Source organism: Nonlabens xiamenensis (genome assembly GCF_003865345.1).
Classification (GTDB): domain Bacteria; phylum Bacteroidota; class Bacteroidia; order Flavobacteriales; family Flavobacteriaceae; genus Nonlabens; species Nonlabens xiamenensis.
On the sequence record NZ_RMVE01000001.1, the window covers coordinates 1026277 to 1043336 of the forward strand.

Annotated in this window: 14 protein-coding genes; 8 read left to right on the forward strand and 6 right to left on the reverse strand. The window is 39.1% G+C overall.

All coding sequences use genetic code 11. The annotated features are described in order from the left end of the window. Window positions 1-4 precede the first annotated feature (4 nt). From porV to EGM47_RS04565, 6 genes are all read left to right on the forward strand, one after another. Window positions 5-1189, forward strand: a complete 1185-nt coding sequence (gene porV, locus EGM47_RS04540) for a type IX secretion system outer membrane channel protein PorV (RefSeq protein ID WP_124979550.1) — start codon at window positions 5-7, stop codon at window positions 1187-1189. A gap of 3 nt (window positions 1190-1192) precedes the next feature. Continuing rightward, window positions 1193-1675, forward strand: coding sequence for a cytidine deaminase (cdd, locus tag EGM47_RS04545; RefSeq protein ID WP_124979551.1), 483 nt, complete (start codon window positions 1193-1195; stop codon window positions 1673-1675). 103 nt (window positions 1676-1778) lie between these two features. Then, window positions 1779-2777 carry a pyruvate dehydrogenase (acetyl-transferring) E1 component subunit alpha gene (pdhA, locus tag EGM47_RS04550; protein ID WP_124979552.1) on the forward strand — a complete coding sequence of 333 codons (999 nt, stop codon included), beginning with the start codon at window positions 1779-1781 and terminating at the stop codon, window positions 2775-2777. A gap of 3 nt (window positions 2778-2780) precedes the next feature. Continuing rightward, a complete protein-coding gene (locus tag EGM47_RS04555) occupies window positions 2781-4466 on the forward strand; it encodes a pyruvate dehydrogenase complex dihydrolipoamide acetyltransferase (RefSeq protein ID WP_124979553.1) in 1686 nt (561 codons plus the stop codon). Window positions 4467-4726: 260 nt separating this feature from the next. Beyond that, window positions 4727-5725 (forward strand): M20/M25/M40 family metallo-hydrolase, encoded by a 999-nt coding sequence (locus EGM47_RS04560; RefSeq protein WP_124979554.1) that lies wholly within the window; start codon window positions 4727-4729, stop codon window positions 5723-5725. Next, on the forward strand, window positions 5718-6401 hold the full coding sequence (locus EGM47_RS04565; protein ID WP_124979555.1) for an SDR family NAD(P)-dependent oxidoreductase: 684 nt from the start codon (window positions 5718-5720) through the stop codon (window positions 6399-6401). The genes EGM47_RS04560 and EGM47_RS04565 overlap by 8 nt, the downstream gene beginning before the upstream one ends. A gap of 315 nt (window positions 6402-6716) precedes the next feature. Here the strand turns inward: EGM47_RS04565 and EGM47_RS04570 are convergent, their stop codons facing one another. The 6 genes from EGM47_RS04570 to EGM47_RS04595 form a co-directional block, all read right to left on the reverse strand. Continuing rightward, a complete protein-coding gene (locus EGM47_RS04570) occupies window positions 6717-8318 on the reverse strand; it encodes a S8 family serine peptidase (protein WP_164510816.1) in 1602 nt (533 codons plus the stop codon). A gap of 76 nt (window positions 8319-8394) precedes the next feature. Next, on the reverse strand, window positions 8395-9999 hold the full coding sequence (locus EGM47_RS04575) for a S8 family serine peptidase (protein ID WP_124979557.1): 1605 nt from the start codon (window positions 9997-9999) through the stop codon (window positions 8395-8397). After that, entirely contained in the window at window positions 9996-10196 is a 201-nt protein-coding gene (locus tag EGM47_RS04580) for a hypothetical protein (RefSeq protein WP_124979558.1), read from the reverse strand. The genes EGM47_RS04575 and EGM47_RS04580 overlap by 4 nt, the downstream gene beginning before the upstream one ends. An 86-nt stretch (window positions 10197-10282) precedes the next feature. Further along, a complete protein-coding gene (locus EGM47_RS04585; RefSeq protein WP_124979559.1) occupies window positions 10283-12022 on the reverse strand; it encodes a helix-turn-helix domain-containing protein in 1740 nt (579 codons plus the stop codon). After that, complete coding sequence (locus tag EGM47_RS04590) at window positions 12009-12869, reverse strand: thiopeptide-type bacteriocin biosynthesis protein (protein ID WP_124979560.1); 861 nt, start codon at window positions 12867-12869, stop codon at window positions 12009-12011. Before EGM47_RS04590 ends, EGM47_RS04585 begins: the two co-directional genes overlap by 14 nt. Next, window positions 12866-15082, reverse strand: coding sequence for a lantibiotic dehydratase family protein (locus EGM47_RS04595; protein ID WP_317126863.1), 2217 nt, complete (start codon window positions 15080-15082; stop codon window positions 12866-12868). Before EGM47_RS04595 ends, EGM47_RS04590 begins: the two co-directional genes overlap by 4 nt. A 529-nt stretch (window positions 15083-15611) precedes the next feature. Between EGM47_RS04595 and EGM47_RS04600 the strand changes: the two genes are divergently transcribed. Continuing rightward, the gene (locus EGM47_RS04600) at window positions 15612-16181 is read left to right on the forward strand and encodes a hypothetical protein (protein ID WP_124979562.1); all 570 of its coding nucleotides are present in this window, start codon (window positions 15612-15614) and stop codon (window positions 16179-16181) included. Between the two features lie 44 nt (window positions 16182-16225). Further along, window positions 16226-16972, forward strand: a complete 747-nt coding sequence (locus tag EGM47_RS04605) for a hypothetical protein (protein WP_124979563.1) — start codon at window positions 16226-16228, stop codon at window positions 16970-16972. Window positions 16973-17060: the final 88 nt, after the last annotated feature.

Sequence of the window (17060 nt, forward strand, 5' to 3'; positions counted from 1 at the left end):
TTTGATGAAGAAATTATTCCTATTATTCGTTGTTGCGCTATTTGCTTTACCGCGGGCAGCCCAGGCCCAAGACTCTGCTACGGATTCGAGAGTGATCACAACGGCTTTACCCTTTTTGCGAATTGCTGGAGATCCTAGAGCGGCCGGTATGGGAGATATGGGAGTGGCGACCAGTCCAGATGCTTGGTCCCAACAATGGAACCCATCTAAATATTCCTTTAGCGATCAGCAGCATAAATTTGGCGTTGCTTATACGCCTTATCTAGGTAATCTGGTCGATGATATTGCGATTGCTCAATTGGTGTATGCCAATAGATTTAATGAGCAGAGTGCTTTTGCGGCGAGTTTGCGCTACTTTTCTTTGGGGTCAATAACACTAACTGAAACAGGTCAGGAAGGTGATTTCAGGGAAGAGAACCCTAACGAATTTGTTTTAGATGCCACCTATTCATTAAAGTTGAGTGAGCAATTTTCTATGGCAGTAACCGGTAGGTATCTGCGGTCTGATTTGCGTATTCAAGGTGTAGATAATGATGCCAGCGCCGCCAATAGTTTTGGTGTGGATGTGTCTGGGTACTACCAATCTGAAGAGCAGGCTTTTGATAACTTCAATGGAAGATGGCGCGGTGGATTCAATATCAGTAATATTGGACCAAAAGTTCAATATGATACGGGAGGCCAAGAAAACTTTATTCCGACCAATCTGGCATTGGGAGGTGGGTTTGATTTTATTTTAAACGATGGATTTAGCAAGGTCGGTGTCACTGCAGAATTCAATAAGCTGTTGGTACCCACGCCTCCAGTACGTGAGAATGGAGATGAGAATATGAATGGTGTTCAGAGAGAAATTCTGGAAGGTCAGGATGATGACGTGAGCTTTATCAATGGAATCTTTCAATCTTTTGGAGATGCTCCTGGAGGATTCTCTGAAGAAGTAAAGGAAATAACATGGGCTTTGGGGGCAGAGTACACCTATGACGATAGCTTTGCCGTAAGAGCAGGATACTTCAATGAAGCGGATGAAAAAGGTGCCCGTAAATTTTTGGCCTTGGGTGCAGGTTTTGAATTTTCCCAGATTGGAATTGACTTGTCTTACCTTTTCAGTACCAGCCGTGTAAATAGTCCGCTTGAAGGTACACTTAGATTTGGATTGACTTTCAACTTTGGAGACGAATACACAGAATACTAGACCATAAAAAAGGTTGATATACATACTACGCTAGATGTTTATGAGGGTATTCATGAGCTTGCTGAGCAGGATCAGTCCTTGATGCAACAAGCTATTGATGCCCGTGGTCGTGCCTATGCACCATATTCCTCTTTCAGCGTAGGTTGTGCGCTGCTGCTTGAAAATGGAGAAGTTATCACTGGAAATAATCAGGAAAATGCCGCTTATCCTTCCGGACTTTGTGCCGAGCGTGTAGCGATTTTTTATGCGGGATCTAGATTTCCGGGTGTAGCGGTCAAGAAATTAGCCATCACTGCCGGTCCAAAAGATAATTCCTTGACTAAACCAGTTCCGCCATGTGGGGCATGTCGTCAGTCTATTGCAGAATACGAAAACAATCAAGGTACTCCTATTCAACTCCTTTTTATGGGCGCTGCTGGAAAGGTGGCAAAATCATCCTCACTTAAAGATTTGCTTCCTTTGGTTTTTGATCGGGATTATTTATAACGATTGCGTACTTTTTTAACCCGTCAATGGGTTTTTCTTTCCCCTTTTTTGCTCTATTTTTGTTCTGCTTTCGCGAAAGCGGAAACATTAACAACTATACTACATGAAAAAAGTCACTAAGGAGGTCCTGCTCAATTGGTATGAGGAAATGCTCTTCTGGAGAAAGTTTGAGGACAAGCTGGCACAAGTTTACATTCAACAAAAGGTAAGGGGATTCCTGCATTTATATAATGGTCAGGAAGCTATACTTGCCGGTGCGCTGCATGCCATGGATCTTACCAAGGACAAAATGATCACCGCTTATCGTAACCATGTACAGCCCATCGGAATGGGCGTGGACCCCAAAAGAGTTATGGCAGAGCTTTATGGAAAAGCCACTGGAACCTCGCAGGGTCTGGGAGGATCAATGCATATCTTCTCCAAGGAACACCGTTTTTACGGCGGACATGGTATCGTAGGTGGACAAATACCGCTGGGAGCAGGAATTGCTTTTGGTGATAAATATCATGATGTTGATGCCGTAACCTTGACCTTTTTTGGTGATGGTGCTGCCCGACAAGGATCCCTACATGAGACTTTTAACCTGGCCATGTTGTGGAACCTGCCAGTTGTTTTCTGTGTGGAAAATAATGGATATGCCATGGGAACCAGCGTCGCCCGTACAGCCAATCACGAAGACATATGGAAACTGGGTCTGGGCTATGAGATGCCTTGTGGACCTGTGGACGCGATGGATCCTGAAAAAGTAGCTGAGGCGATGCATGAAGCCATCGAGAGAGCACGATCAGGAGGCGGACCAACGTTCCTTGAGTTGAAAACTTACCGCTATAGAGGTCACTCCATGAGTGATGCTCAAAAATACCGCACAAAAGACGAGGTAGCCGAATACCAGAAAATCGATCCTATTACTCAGGTGAAAGACAGATTGATGGAAGAACACGGTGTTAGTGAAGACGAAATCAAAACAATGGATAAACGCGTCAAAGAACGTGTGGCAGAATGTGAAAAGTTTGCCGAAGAATCTCCGTTCCCAGACATCAACGTAATGTATGATGCAGTATACGAACAAGAAGACTATCCATTTTTACCAGCAAAATCTTAATTCATGGCAGAGGTAATTAACATGCCACGATTGAGCGACACCATGGAAGAAGGTGTTGTGGCAACGTGGTTGAAACAAGTAGGAGATAAGGTAGAAGAAGGTGATATCCTGGCCGAGATCGAAACCGATAAGGCGACCATGGAATTTGAGTCTTTTAATTCTGGAACCTTGCTACACATTGGTGTGCAAGAAGGTGAAACAGCACCTGTAGACCAATTGCTTTGTATCATTGGTGAAGAAGGAGAAGATATCTCAGATTTACTGGAAGGTGGGTCTGGTGATGACGGTAAAAAAGAAGAAAAAGATACCGAAGCCTCTAGTGAAGAGGAAGACGAAGAGCAAGAAGACTCAGCCGACGCTGAAAGTGATGAAGCTGCTTCTGGTGGAGATGATTTGCCAGAAGGTGTAGTTATCGTCACTATGCCCAGGTTGAGTGACACCATGGAAGAAGGTACCGTAGCGGCCTGGTTGAAAAAAGAAGGAGATCAAGTAGAGGAAGGGGACATTTTGGCTGAAATCGAGACGGATAAGGCTACGATGGAATTTGAGTCTTTTAATTCTGGTACGCTACTTAAGATTGGCATTCAAGAAGGAGAAACCGCCAAAGTTGATGCTTTGCTGGCCATCATCGGACCTGAAGGAGCAGATGTTTCCAATGTAAAATTGGATGATGCGCCAAAGAAAGAAAGTAAAAAAGAGGAGCCTAAAAAGGCTGATAAAAAGGAGAAGTCCGCTACTAAAGAGGAAGAAAAATCTGCAGCAGATAAAAATGTTGTGCCAGCTTCCTCTGCCACCAAGTCCAACGAATCATCAAAGAGTTCAAACGCTTCTGGCGGCCGAATTTTTGCCTCGCCATTGGCAAAGAAAATGGCTGAAGAAAAAGGAATCGATCTTGCACAAGTTCAAGGATCTGGAGAGAATGGGCGTATTGTGAAGTCGGACATCGAAAACTTTACACCATCTGCTGCTAACGCTAGCGGAGCTCAGAATTATATTCCTGTGGGGAAAGAAGAGTTTGAAGAAATTCCCAACTCGCAGATGCGTAAAACCATCGCCAAACGTTTGGGGCAATCCAAATTTACCGCACCACATTATTACCTGGGACTTGATCTGGATATGGACAATGCCATAGCAAGTCGTAAGGCCATTAACGAATTGCCGGATACCAAAATCAGTTTTAATGATATGGTCATCAAGGCGGCTGCCATGGCGTTACGCAAACATCCTAAGGTCAATACACAGTGGACTGAGAAGAACACGATCGTTGCCAAGCATATCCATATTGGGGTAGCTGTGGCGGTAGATGACGGTCTGTTGGTTCCTGTATTACCATTTGCCGATCAAATGAGTTTGCAGCAAATCGGTGCCAATGTAAAGGAGTTGGCTGGAAAAGCAAGAAACAAAAAACTTCAACCCAAAGAAATGGAGGGCAGTACTTTTACCATCTCCAATTTGGGAATGTTTGGAATTACCGAATTTACTTCTATCATCAATCAACCCAACAGTGCGATCATGTCTGTAGGGGCGATTGTACAGAAGCCAGTGGTCAAAGATGGTCAGATGGTTATCGGTAACGTAATGAAGATCACGCTGGCTTGTGATCACAGAACGGTAGATGGGGCCACTGGTGCTGCATTTTTGCAAACCTTTAAATCCTATATTGAAAATCCAATTGTGATGTACGTATAGGTTGTCGCCTGTATATACTGAGTAATATAACAACACATTGAGATCCTTTCCTTGGAACTGAGCTTTCCCACCTATGGGCTAAGCGATCTTTCAACGAAAGGATTTTTTATTCACATTGACTTTTTTGGTCCCGTTGTTGGTTTTTAACGAACTGGTCAGGTACCCCACCCTCGGCGCAAATGGTGTTCAGGTATAGGCTTTATGGAATTAAGCTGATAAAAACCAGCGCACTGCTTATCTTTACCACATAAAACCCATTTATGAACCAAATTTTATTAGTGTCAGCCTTCATCTTTTTGGTTTCCTGTTCTAGTCAAAAACGTCTAGAGCGTATGCAGGAATCCATTTCAAATTCCCGTGAAAATGCCCAAGTTGAGTTTGATAAAATCGATGCAGCCTCTGTTGCTGCTGATGTTGAATATCTCTCCAGTGATGCGCTTGCAGGTAGGGATACGGGAAGTAAAGGGATTAATCTGGCGGCATATTATTTACAGGAGCAATTTCAGCAAATGAAGATTGAACCTTTCTTTGAAAGCTATAGGGATCTTTTTCAGGTAGAAGGGAAAGACGCCTTTAATGTGGTGGCAATGTTACCAGGTACAGATCGTGAAATGCAGAAAGAGATCGTTGTGATCGGTGCCCATTATGACCATATAGGCATGGTACAGGCCGTAGCCGGCGATAGTATTGCTAATGGTGCCAACGACAATGCTACAGGAACTGCCACTGTAATGGCGATGGCCAAAATCTTAAAGCAAGCAGATTTTAATAGGCGAACGGTTGTTTTTGCATTGTTTTCCGCAGAAGAAAAGGGATTATTGGGATCAAAGCATCTGGCTCAACGCATGAAACAGGATGGGCACGATGTGGTGGCCATGCTCAATTTTGAAATGACCGGAACACCCATGGTAAACCGACCTTACCTCGCTTATTTGACAGGACATGATCTTTCCAATATGGCCGAGGTTTTTAATACATCTAATATCCAGCGTCAGGTCACAGGAAAATTAGATCAAGCCGCTACCTATAATTTGTTCATGCGCTCGGATAATTATCCATTTTACAATGCTTTTCAGGTGCCCGCACAAACCTTTAGCACATTTGATTTTACTAATTTTGATCACTATCACAAGGTGGGAGATGAGTTTGCGCTGGTTGATACCTCTCATATGGCCGAGTTGATCAATGCATTGATGCCTGGCGTTTTTGCCGTGGTCAATGGAGATCGATTAATCATGAAGCCTACTGCAGATGAGTAAAACAATTGTGGTTACCGGTGCGAGTCGAGGGATTGGGTATGAGCTGATACAGTTACTAGCAAATGCCGGACATACGGTCGTGGCGCTTTCGCGAAAGCGAGAACCAATGATTGCGTTAGGTCATGCACGTATTACCGCCATTTCCACCGACCTTACCCAATCCAAGAGTATAGATGATGCGGCAACGGAGATATTGTCTAATCACGATCGAGTAGATGTGTTGATTCACAATGCTGGCATGTTGGTCAACAAGCCCTTTGCGGCAATCACTGCAGAAGATTTCCAGCAGTGTTATCAAGTGAATGTGTTTGGAGTTGCGGCGTTGACACAAGCGCTTATGCCTGCTTTCCATGCGCAATCCCATGTGGTAGCGATTAGTTCGATGGGTGGAATTCAGGGCAGCGCAAAATTTCCTGGATTGGCAGCCTATTCCAGTGCCAAAGCGGCGGTGATTACTTTATTTGAGTTGTTGGCCGAAGAGTATAAGGAGAGTGGGCCCAAATTCAACACCTTGGCCCTAGGAGCCGTCCAAACCGAAATGTTGGCCGAGGCATTTCCAGGATATGAAGCACCACTAAATGCCGCGGAAATGGCAGCTTATATTGCCGATTTTGGCCTGACCGGCCATAAGTATTATAATGGGAAAGTTCTGGAGGTAAGTGTGAGTACTCCTTAAAATTTTAGGAGTGCAGAGTTCTGAATTCTTAAATTCTGAATTCAACATTTTCTTTATTTGGTAGGAGTGGACGGGAATGTTGATGAGGAATTTGCCCTTTATTATTCTAAACTGGTCTCGGCTGAATTCTATTTTTTGAAATCTGTATAAAAAGAAAGCCTTTACTGGGTAAAGGCTCTCCGGGTTCGCTAAAACCAAAACAACATAGTTGTTTGTGGTAAAGGTAAGGATTTTCTATCATTAAAGATTCTTGCTCATTTTACCATCCTAGAACATATTATCTGCCCGAATAGCCACACTTTATTATTCAACTGATCACTGGCGGGTACTCATAAGACGATCAGCCATTTTAATAGCATTATGGGCATTTAAAATCTTACCCGATTTTGAGAGTTCGTTAAACGGAGTTGTTTTTTCTGGATCTGTCTCTGTAGGTGTGGGCACTTTGACGGTATAAGTGACTCCAGATTCCATTAAGATATGTTTGACTTCAGGAGCGGTAAGGCTCGGATAATAGGATCTTATCAAAGCTGCGACGCCGGAAACGATAGGTGCTGCAGCGCTGGTGCCATCAAAATCCTCAATCATGGTGTTGTTTGATCCAGCGGTATAAATATCAATTCCAGGTGCAAAGAGATCCACGTCTATTTTACCGTAGTTGCTGAAGTCTACAAGAGGTTCATGGTTAACATAACGATTGCTGGCCCCGATTAACATGAAATTATCAGTAATTTCCCTGCCATTTTGGTCGGTATCATTGGGGTATTTAGGGAAATCTTGAATATTTAGTCCATCATTACCTGCAATCGAAATGATCAGCACATCTTTTTCAGCCGCATATTTGATAGCATCATGAACCCAGTTTTGGTGTAGTGAAAAATGCTTCCAGAAACTCATATTGATCACCTTGGCCCCATTATCCACGGCATAGCGAATGGCCAGGGCTATGTCTTTGTCGTTCTCATCTCCATAACAAGATGTGGCAAGCGACATGAGCTTTATTGAGTTGCCATGATTTAAGCCTAAGATAATACCAGCAACTGGATTGGCATGATCTAAAAGATCGGTATGAACATTAATTTTAGGCGATCCATATGTCCTATCGTTTAAATTATTAGCATCATCTCCTTGGATTTGTCGATCATTGTAGTCCAAGTCTGTGAGTAAATCATGTAATTGCGTATAGTGGTTTCTCAGAGAATCTACGTAGCGCGAATTGATGTTATACTTTTCGAATTCTCGTAATGCGACAAAATTCAAACTATCGATATCTGCAGATTTTGCTTTTTCTAAACTATCTATCGCTTTAAGTGTAATCTCACGATCATTGAAATAAGGTTGGACCTCTTCCATGACACCATAATAATATCGATCAAGCCTTTCATAATTTTTTTTTAATCTTAAAAGATTAGCTTTTCTTTCTTTATAATGTGCTAATACGGTTTGATAATATTTTGCTCTAATTGGATCTTTATAATTCGGTAATATTATCGATTCGTTCAATCGAGTCACACCAATTGATTTTAAAATACGCGTACTTTCCAGATTGACATACAGATTATGGTCGTCATTCAGATTTGCAATGTAATTCCATCCATTGATATCGTCAACATACCCATTATTATCATCATCAATTTGATTTCCCGGTATTTCATCTTGATTCACCCAAATGTGATCTTTTAAGCTATCATGACTGATTTCCATAGGTGTATCCAGCACCGCTACTATTACCGTTGCCGGTTCAATTTTTTTTAGAAATCTACCAACGTCTACAAAGTCAATCGACGCCGTGCTATCAGGAATTCTTTTTTGAAGATGCCATGGGGTGGAACGGGAGATCTTAGGATCAGAATGAAATTTAATACCTGATTGATCCAATACTTTTGAGATGCATGAGGTGAAAAGCAATAACCCCATAATAATAATATAAAACCAAAATCTCCGCATATAGTTAATTTTCTTACTTTAAATTAAGTCCAATTTTGGGCGTTTGTTATCTAGACCTAACAACACTATCAGCCATTTTAATAGCATTATAGGCATTCAATATCTTACCCGATTTTGAAAGTTCATTAAACGGAGTCATCCTCTCTGGGTTTTCCTTTGTAGGGGTTGGTACCGAGACGGTATAAGTGACTCCAGATTCCATTAAGATATGTTTGACTTCAGGAGCGGTAAGGCTCGGATAATAGGATCTTATTAAAGCTGCGACGCCGGAGGTTACAGCTGCTGCTGAAGATGTGCCGTCCGAATATTTCGTAAAACCATTATTTTTGGTTGTTGTGAAGATTCTTTCACCTGGAGCGAATATGTCTACATCGTTTTTTCCATAATTAGAATATTTTGGCTTTAGATTTTCATCAATTGTATATGAGCTGGCACCTACTGTTAAAAAATTGTCTACGAATTCTTCTCGCAGCTCATTAATGTCATCAGGATATTTGAAGCTTTCGGATAAATCAATGCCGTCATTTCCAGCAATACTGATTATTACAACGTCATTATCAGCTGCATACTTTATAGCCTCATCAACCCATTCCTTGTGCATACTAAAGTGCTTCCAAAAACTCATATTGATGACTTTAGCTCCATTGTCTACCGCATACCGGATCGCCAGCGCAATATCTTTATCATGTTCATCGCCAATTGCTGATATCGCCAAAGACATTAATTTAGTTTTTTCTGGGGCAATTCCGACAATAATACCTGCCATTTGTGTGCCATGGTTCAGGGTGTTATCAAATAACCCTAAGGGTGTTCCATACTTGTGGTCGTTTAAGTCTCTGGAATCATCATTTTGGATATTACGATCATCGTAATTTAAATTAAGAGATTTAAAATAAATACTATCGGAGCGTTTTTTGTGAAATAATAAGTATTCCTCTGTCATGTTGTATGAAAGTAATTCTCCCCAATAAGATGCTCTTTTAAAGAGTAAAGAATCGTTTTTTATTTGAAGTTTGAGACTGTCAATCGCTTTAAGATCGTAAGCCCTTTTATGTAAAATAGAATCAAATTCCTTTTGCAATTCTCTATATTCCGCTAAAACTGCATCATTGTTGGTCTTGTTAAACTTTCCCTCCTCCAATAATTTCTTATAATTAGACCTTAAAGATTCCAATTTTTCATACGAACTTGATTTATTTGAATTTTTCAACTCTTTTAAAATCCTTGTGGATTCAAAATGGGCATATCTAGTATTTTTGTTACATAAATTGCCCAAAAAATTCCATCCACTGTGGTCATCTATGTACCCGTTCGTATCATCATCAATTCCATTGCCTGGAACCTCAAGAGGGTTGAACCATATGTTGAGTTTTAAAAAATCATGTTTAAAATCTATTTCACTATCAATTACAGCGACTGTAACTGATTTGTGTTCTGTATAATCAAATTTACGTATCGAATGAAGGTTTATTCCTGCCAATTTATTGAGTCCAATACTGGACACATGCCAATTTTTTAGACTATCAGTTCCGAGCATTGAGGGTTCCATTGAGCTTTCCTTAATGCTCTCCTTTTTAATAAATGATTGGGAGTTGCACGAGCAAATCAATGCAAGAACAAATATGGAAATAATGAGTTTTCTTTTCTTCATAGACTAGTTTCTACCCTTAAAACGTAAACTACCCTTCTAGATTCATCAATACAAACTTGTTTGTACCTGCCTAATCTACCTGTTCCCGTGTCTGGGTCAGGATTTTTGCCGGTATTATTGTTTCCTCCTATTATGTGTTCTTTTTTCTTGATAGTGTGAATCCTAAATTTGTCTAAGGAAATAGGTTTCTTTTTCATAATAATTGTTTTGATGACAGCTAAATTATAATAGAGTCTGACTACGTATACAGTTTTTACGGCCTATATGCATTAAATTCAAGAATTTAGGTTTCTTTTTTTGAGACATCAATTTCTCGTAAAAAGAATGAAGGTTTTATGCCATTTAATTTTTGAAAGGCTTTGGAAAATGATTCAGACGACCTAAAACCAAATTCATTCGCAATAGCTTTGATGGTATATCTTTTAATTTTGGGGTCTACTTTGGCCCTTTCAACGAAATGATCAATTCTGAGCTGATTCAAATAATTGGCAAAGGATTGTTTTTTATAGTGGTTCACTATCTTTGAAACATAATTACTATTCGAATTGATTTCTTTTGCTAAAGAATTTAAGGTAACATCTATATCTAAATATCCCTTCTCTTCCTCAAATTTTGACAACCTATTAAGAATGTCCTTTATTGTAATTTCAGGTATATTTAATTTCTTTTTAGAGTTATCTGTATAAGTCAACGAGTTCTTTCCACTCAGGCCTACAACTTGTTTCTTTTTATCTGGTATTGGCTTTACTTCTCGACCCAATTTGTCACCAATCAAATTTTTAAACTTTCTTTTGTAAAGTGTTTTGTTATAAAACTGAAATAAAGAAGTCAGCACAGTTAGTGTAAGTAAAAGAAGCATAGATAATTTAACAATCTGAAAATCCTTTTCTTTTTTACTGAGTTCTAGTATTGCTTTTCGTTTCTCCTCCCTGAGTCTTGGAATATCGTATTTCTTATAGATTCCTGTGCTGAGAAACATTTTCTCATCTGTAAGTAAACTGTCTACTATGATCAGCTGATTGGTGTAATAAATTTGGTGTTGCAAATCACCCTCATCTTTATAAAAATTGACTAGTTCCGCATATGAATCTTTAATAATATTATGGGCAGTATTATTATGCTTAAATAAGCTGTCCACTTTTTTAAAATATAAGACCGATGAATCCTGTTGATTTAATTTTTGATATACCTTACCTAAGTAATAATAAGCGTAAGGCATGTTATTAGCTGATGGCTGTAGTTCGTAGTAGGCTGTATGTTTAATTAAGCTATCTAACGCAATCTGATATTCACCCCTTTGGTAATGGCTTACTCCTTGATTTAAAGCGAAATGATGATCTTCATCAAAAAAGTTATATTCGACGGCTTTTCGATATCCCAATCGGTTGTAGTAGGAAGCGGAATCAGGATTGTTGAGGTCAGTGAAAATGTTAGCAATTGAATGTAAGCTGCTCATATATAATAAAGTATCGCTCATTTTTATTTCGCCTCTCTGCAATCCCTCCCAAACTTTTCTATAGCCTGCAAGTGCCTCTTCCTTTTCATTCAGTCTGCGCTTCAGATCAGCTATGTTGTATTCCGCAATAAGTTGATATTCTTTGCTATTTGCTATTTCAGCGTAGTTGGCTACCTGTAGGTATTGATTGAAAGCTTCCTTAAACATCGTCTGGTTGAAATAATGATCTCCCTTGATTTTAAAGGCTTCCATTGGATACATGTGACCTATGTCGGTTTTAGTAATCTGTATAATACTATCAGCATAGGACAATGCCTTTTCGTTTTCGTATAATACTGCCTGACAGTTATACCCGATGATCAGATATTTTTTGTTTTTTTCAGTTTTTGCTTTGGTGATAATTTTATCCGCAACAAATCTTCTTTTTTCATTTGATGGCGCGTTACTAAATTCATTCAGTAGGTCGTTGTAAACTCGATCATTTCCCTTAGGTGTTTCAAGTTGTCCCCATAAGAACAGCGGTACAATTAATATTAAATAAGTGATGATGTATTTATATCGTTCCATACCTCGCAATTAATGAATCGTATTTTTTCTTTAAAAAGTCGTAAATCGTCATTTCGTATAAACGTTGTTCTGATCTGAACATCCGATTGATGCTCATGTGGATATAGCTGGCCATCAAATCCGTTATGGGTACATCAAGTTGGTTTTTCGCTTTAAGCGCTTGTATGGCCTGTACAGCCTTTGTAATTTCATGCGCGATTTGTTCTTTTTCATTTTTATTGGTCAGCAGCTGTGATTCAAGATTTTTATATTTAATATTTAACTTTTTGTTGATCACTTTGTCTACCCCAAACTCTGCTCTAAATGATGCTTGCTGCCTAGCTATGAAGTTGCCCTCTGCCTCTTGATCAAGCTCAAAAGATTTAATCAAAAATTCAATCCAAGAAAAGCAATCACAAAACCTATCTATTTCTGAGGAGTTGTTCCGTATGATTTCAACAGCTTGCAGACTGTCCCACCAAAAAATATACTCAGACAGCTCCATACTTACTTGCCCGTATCGCTCTAGCTCCCGCTGGTAGCTATTTAAAGTTAGGTTCCATATAAGACCTTCTGCCAGATGTTGGTTGAACAGCGATCGGAATTCTTGAAGTATCAGGGAGGTATCAAGTATGTTTTTTAATTTCAAGCGTACTCTCAGGTGTGGATATGGGTCTGAATAGCGTAGGTAAAACCATTGTAAGATAGTTCCATCTTTTATGACCTGTTGACAAAATGGTTCAATAATCCTGATTAAAAGATCATCTGCAGTCTGGGGCCCGCAATAAATGTGATAATAGATCCACTCATCCCCAACAAAGAATTGTCGCTGTACCATATCGCTAGTTTCCTGTAAAATCATGTTCATTGTTGACTATTTTGTTTAAATACCTGCACTGCACCTATGGATTCTGATACTGGCAGAGTATCGCTGATGGAGGGAATGTTCTGAGAGAATTTAGTCAGTCGCTCCTGATTGTAAAGGGAAAAGATGAATTCGTTGGCATAAGTATTTCCCTGAGCATCTTTAATTGGACTTCCTTTGTCATAAAATAAATATTCTTGGATATGAAAAGATTTTTTGGTCTTCACGGCATCAAGTAACATTTGCAATCCATCGATATGGGTCATTTTAACCAATAACTGATTATCTCCTTCGATCAATTGAACATATAATGGGATCTTCTTTTCTATGCGCCAGGCAAGCACAGCTGTTAAGATGTCTGCGCTTTCCATCAGCGTCTTGAAGTCCGCTGTTTTAATGGTCCAAGTGGCTTTGGCCAATATGATGTTCTTGAACCTGACTCTTGGCAGAAAATCTGCAGAGTGATAGATATTGTTCCATGAAAAGCCAACATAATCTTGCTCTTTTTGCGACTGAAGGTCACAAAGAAATCTGTATAAAGGCAGGGTGCTACCTTGGTAATTATGTGCATTCCCCAATCGTGGAAGGACAACTTTATTCCATTTTTTTGAGCGCAGCACCAACCTGTTTTCTTTAAGCGAAATCATTAAGTCAGAAATATTGAGTTGATGATTTGCGGGTAAATGCGATTGGCTCAAATAAGGAATTTCAAAACTTCTAAATGTTGGACGTTGAAGAATATTTCCAGCTTTTAAATGCGGTAGATGATTGATTTCTGCTAAGATTGCGTCGGGATTCATTTGTTGTTCCATTAAGGAAATCTTTTCGACCTGTTCCAACAATCCTTTGTTTTTTTGAGCAAATCTCCCCAGTAGGTTTACCGCACTTGTACCCGAGAAGCCTCGTAGGAATAGCGCCGAATCATATAGCTCTATCATACTTGAGAATGTATCTGGTAAGGGCAGATCCTGTTCTGGAAATTGCTCAAAATCTTTGGATGATAATTGTATTTCGTAGTCATTTCGCCCCAACGCGAGATGCAGTTTCAATTGCATCATCATATCCAATTTCGACCATTTGACGCGAATTGCAGAATTTTGACTGAAGTCAGCACCTCTTAACTCGTCCAAAAAGCCTTGACTGTCCCGAATATGTTCGCCGTATCCAATACCAGATTCTGTATCCAATACTAATCCCAATTGAACCTCTTTTGTACCATACCTTTCTAAAAATTCTTTTTTGAATTGATCAAGCACATTATTTTTTGTTCTAACTGTCGTACGGGATAAATAGTTAAACACTTCAATTAGCTCTTTCTTGAACGAATCCGCCAGTTGATTGCTATTTGTTTTTACTTCTAATTCAGTATGAAATATGCTTCTGCCTTGGTGATCCAATCCCATTTTTTTGATTTTCCCCTCCACACACTGAAACAGATTGATGACCTCAGAGTTCGATTGATTAATCTTTTCAATCTTCCTCCACAAAGGAAGAAGTGTTTCCTGGACGATTTCATTATCATGGTATTTATTGATGATCTGGCTTAGAGCGTCGGCGCCGATCGTACCCAAAGCTATATCTGGAATCAACAATTGGTGGTCCTGCAATTGTTGAATAAATGCTGCAACATCGTTTTTGTCATAGTTTTCGCCGGTGAGGATCTGAGTTAAGTTGCTCAAGCTTATTCCTTTTTTAGATTTCTCTATCACCAATCCTAAGGCTTCAGAACATTTGATGCCTTCGAGGGAGTATGATCGGGCTTCATTTTCGGCCATGTGTTCAACATACCTGTAATGATCGTAGACTTTATAAAGACTGTCGTTAGGTGTGTATCTCAACTGTTCAACCAATGCAGGGTTCTGAGACAGTTGCTGGATCATGTTAGCCATAAGGCTAAAATCTAAACGCGTATGTTTTTGATGCGAAGAGGGCGGTCCTATTATTATATGAGTATTCTCGGCGAATTCACCAGAAGAGCAACCTGCAAAAAGACCAAATGGTGTACAGCGGCTACTGATCCTTGTGAAATATTTCAGTAACGTATGTTGGAGGCGTTGAACTTGATCAGTCGATAAATCTGAATTCTTCCAGGCTTGCATACGTTTATATAAGAAAGGAGACGAGACATAAATGGACTGCTGAAAAAGTTCATCTTGTAACAGTTTATTCCAATCAGCTTTATCAAGCTCCTGTCCATCCATAAGCCGATCAAGCATCTCCAAGGGGTAAAGTGGAGTCCGCAAACAGTACTGATTGAGAAGTTGATATGTAGGGTTTGAAGAGTGCTTCAAAAGAGTTGGTTTTAGGTTTTTATATGAACTGTTTTTAATTGTCAAAATAAAGGTAGAAATTATCAGTTGCGGAATAAAAATTATCAACTGTTTTTTATGAATATGCTATCGATATTCATAAATACAGACTTTATCTACTTGTCAATAGGTGTTTTAACGCTATATCTTTAGCCTATCACAATGATAAATTTACAGATTACACACTATTACTATAAACATCAAAACAATCATAAGCATGTAGAATATTATCAAAAAGAAAGCAGTCCTTTACCAGGTAATAGGCGCTCACCGATTCGCTAAAACCAATTCAGATATTTTGATTGACCGTCTAATTGTATCTCTACAAGGTCCCGGCAGTTTGCCATCTGTATTGAAGAGTGTAAGCTAAGACACTTTAAACAGCCGTGATTACCGAAAAACGTATAGAGTAGGTACTACAATTAAATGTTAACATATGAAAATTTCAAAATATTGTCGAATATCCAAATGGATAACTGCATTTTTCGTCTTATTCGCGATTCAAATTCATGCTCAACAACAAAAATTTAGCAATGCCGATCGCTCATTCATCAAAAATGAACTTAGCATAGGAATGGCATCTTTTGTTGACGCTTTAAAACCTTATTATGAGGAGGGAATGAATGAGGAGGCCTTTGTGGAAAACCTCTTGGGTAGACAAGAGGTTAATGACATTCCTGCAGAAGGTAAAGCTCTTCTAAAAAAAGGATTCTATTATTTAGAAAAAGGGGTTGCATCAAAGGATATTATAGATACTGATCCTGGTAAAGAGATGGCGGCAGCAGTCATTTTTCTCCGTTTCAACTCAAATAAATCCGATAAGGATTTATTTGGACTAGATGAAAACGAATTCATTCAAAACAATTTATACAAGGATTCCAAAATGAAAAAGAAGTGCAGATGGTACCAGATTGGCTGTCATCTGCAAAATTTGTTCGATTTTTTGGATAGGAATTGGGATATCATAGTCCGAGTGGTAGTATTCCTAATAGAGATACTAGGGTAATTCATGCTCCTCTGAAAATTTTCAGAGGAGCTAAATTCAGCTATATGAAAAATATTAAAATTTTATTTGTCATTGGAAGTTCGTTTCTAGTTTGCTCGTGTACTTCTCTTTTGTTGATCGGTGTAGGTGCAAACCAGAAAAGGGTCAAGCCTATTCGATTGACCAATAACAGTAAGCAGGTAGTCTTTTTGCCGATGCATCATGTTGGTGTTAAATCATTTTACCAATCGGTATATACTTTAACTGACTCATTGGGTAAACAAGGTTATGAAGTTTTTTATGAAGGGACAGGTAAAAATCTAAAAACGCATCAAGATACAATTTATGAGAAAAAACTCAGAAAGCTTTTTGGGTTCGCTCTACCTAAGAATGGTTACTTGGATAGCGTTGAGCATAAATTACTGGGTCAGTTCAAGGTGCCAGAAAAATACATGAATCAACCCAAGGCCAATTTGTTGTATTCCATTAAGTCAAATCCTAAAAATGGGGATGTTAGTATACAGAAATTGATTGAAGAATATGAAAATAAATACAAAGAAATCGAATTAGACTCTTGCGATTTGATCACACCACTTTCTGAAGAGTATAGTTGCAAATCTAAAAGCGAAGATTTGAAAAAAGCACGGAAAATATTTAATCAGGAATTTATTCTGCAATACAGAAACAAAAGCTTAGCAGAGCAAATTCATCATTCACAAAGCGATAAAATCATTATCGCTTTCGGTAAGAGACATATCTCCGGTACCATTGAAGTGCTGCGGCAGTTGGATTCTAGTTGGCATGAGGATTAAAAGTTGTGTCGACATTTTTTCTCAGATTTAAATATTACGAAACCAGTAAAAATTCAAAAGTTTTTGAATCAATCTTAATTACACAAAT

Coding starts and splice junctions, on each gene's coding strand:
- EGM47_RS04595 (WP_317126863.1), bottom strand. CDS start 15,082: ATGCTTGATCGGCTTATGGATGGACAGGAGCTTGATAAAGCTGATTGG.
- EGM47_RS04565 (WP_124979555.1), top strand. CDS start 5,718: ATGAGTAAAACAATTGTGGTTACCGGTGCGAGTCGAGGGATTGGGTAT.
- EGM47_RS04575 (WP_124979557.1), bottom strand. CDS start 9,999: ATGAAGAAAAGAAAACTCATTATTTCCATATTTGTTCTTGCATTGATT.
- EGM47_RS04590 (WP_124979560.1), bottom strand. CDS start 12,869: ATGAACATGATTTTACAGGAAACTAGCGATATGGTACAGCGACAATTC.
- pdhA (WP_124979552.1), top strand. CDS start 1,779: ATGAAAAAAGTCACTAAGGAGGTCCTGCTCAATTGGTATGAGGAAATG.
- EGM47_RS04605 (WP_124979563.1), top strand. CDS start 16,226: ATGAAAAATATTAAAATTTTATTTGTCATTGGAAGTTCGTTTCTAGTT.
- EGM47_RS04570 (WP_164510816.1), bottom strand. CDS start 8,318: ATGGGGTTATTGCTTTTCACCTCATGCATCTCAAAAGTATTGGATCAA.
- EGM47_RS04585 (WP_124979559.1), bottom strand. CDS start 12,022: ATGGAACGATATAAATACATCATCACTTATTTAATATTAATTGTACCG.
- porV (WP_124979550.1), top strand. CDS start 5: ATGAAGAAATTATTCCTATTATTCGTTGTTGCGCTATTTGCTTTACCG.
- EGM47_RS04580 (WP_124979558.1), bottom strand. CDS start 10,196: ATGAAAAAGAAACCTATTTCCTTAGACAAATTTAGGATTCACACTATC.
- EGM47_RS04560 (WP_124979554.1), top strand. CDS start 4,727: ATGAACCAAATTTTATTAGTGTCAGCCTTCATCTTTTTGGTTTCCTGT.
- EGM47_RS04600 (WP_124979562.1), top strand. CDS start 15,612: ATGAAAATTTCAAAATATTGTCGAATATCCAAATGGATAACTGCATTT.
- EGM47_RS04555 (WP_124979553.1), top strand. CDS start 2,781: ATGGCAGAGGTAATTAACATGCCACGATTGAGCGACACCATGGAAGAA.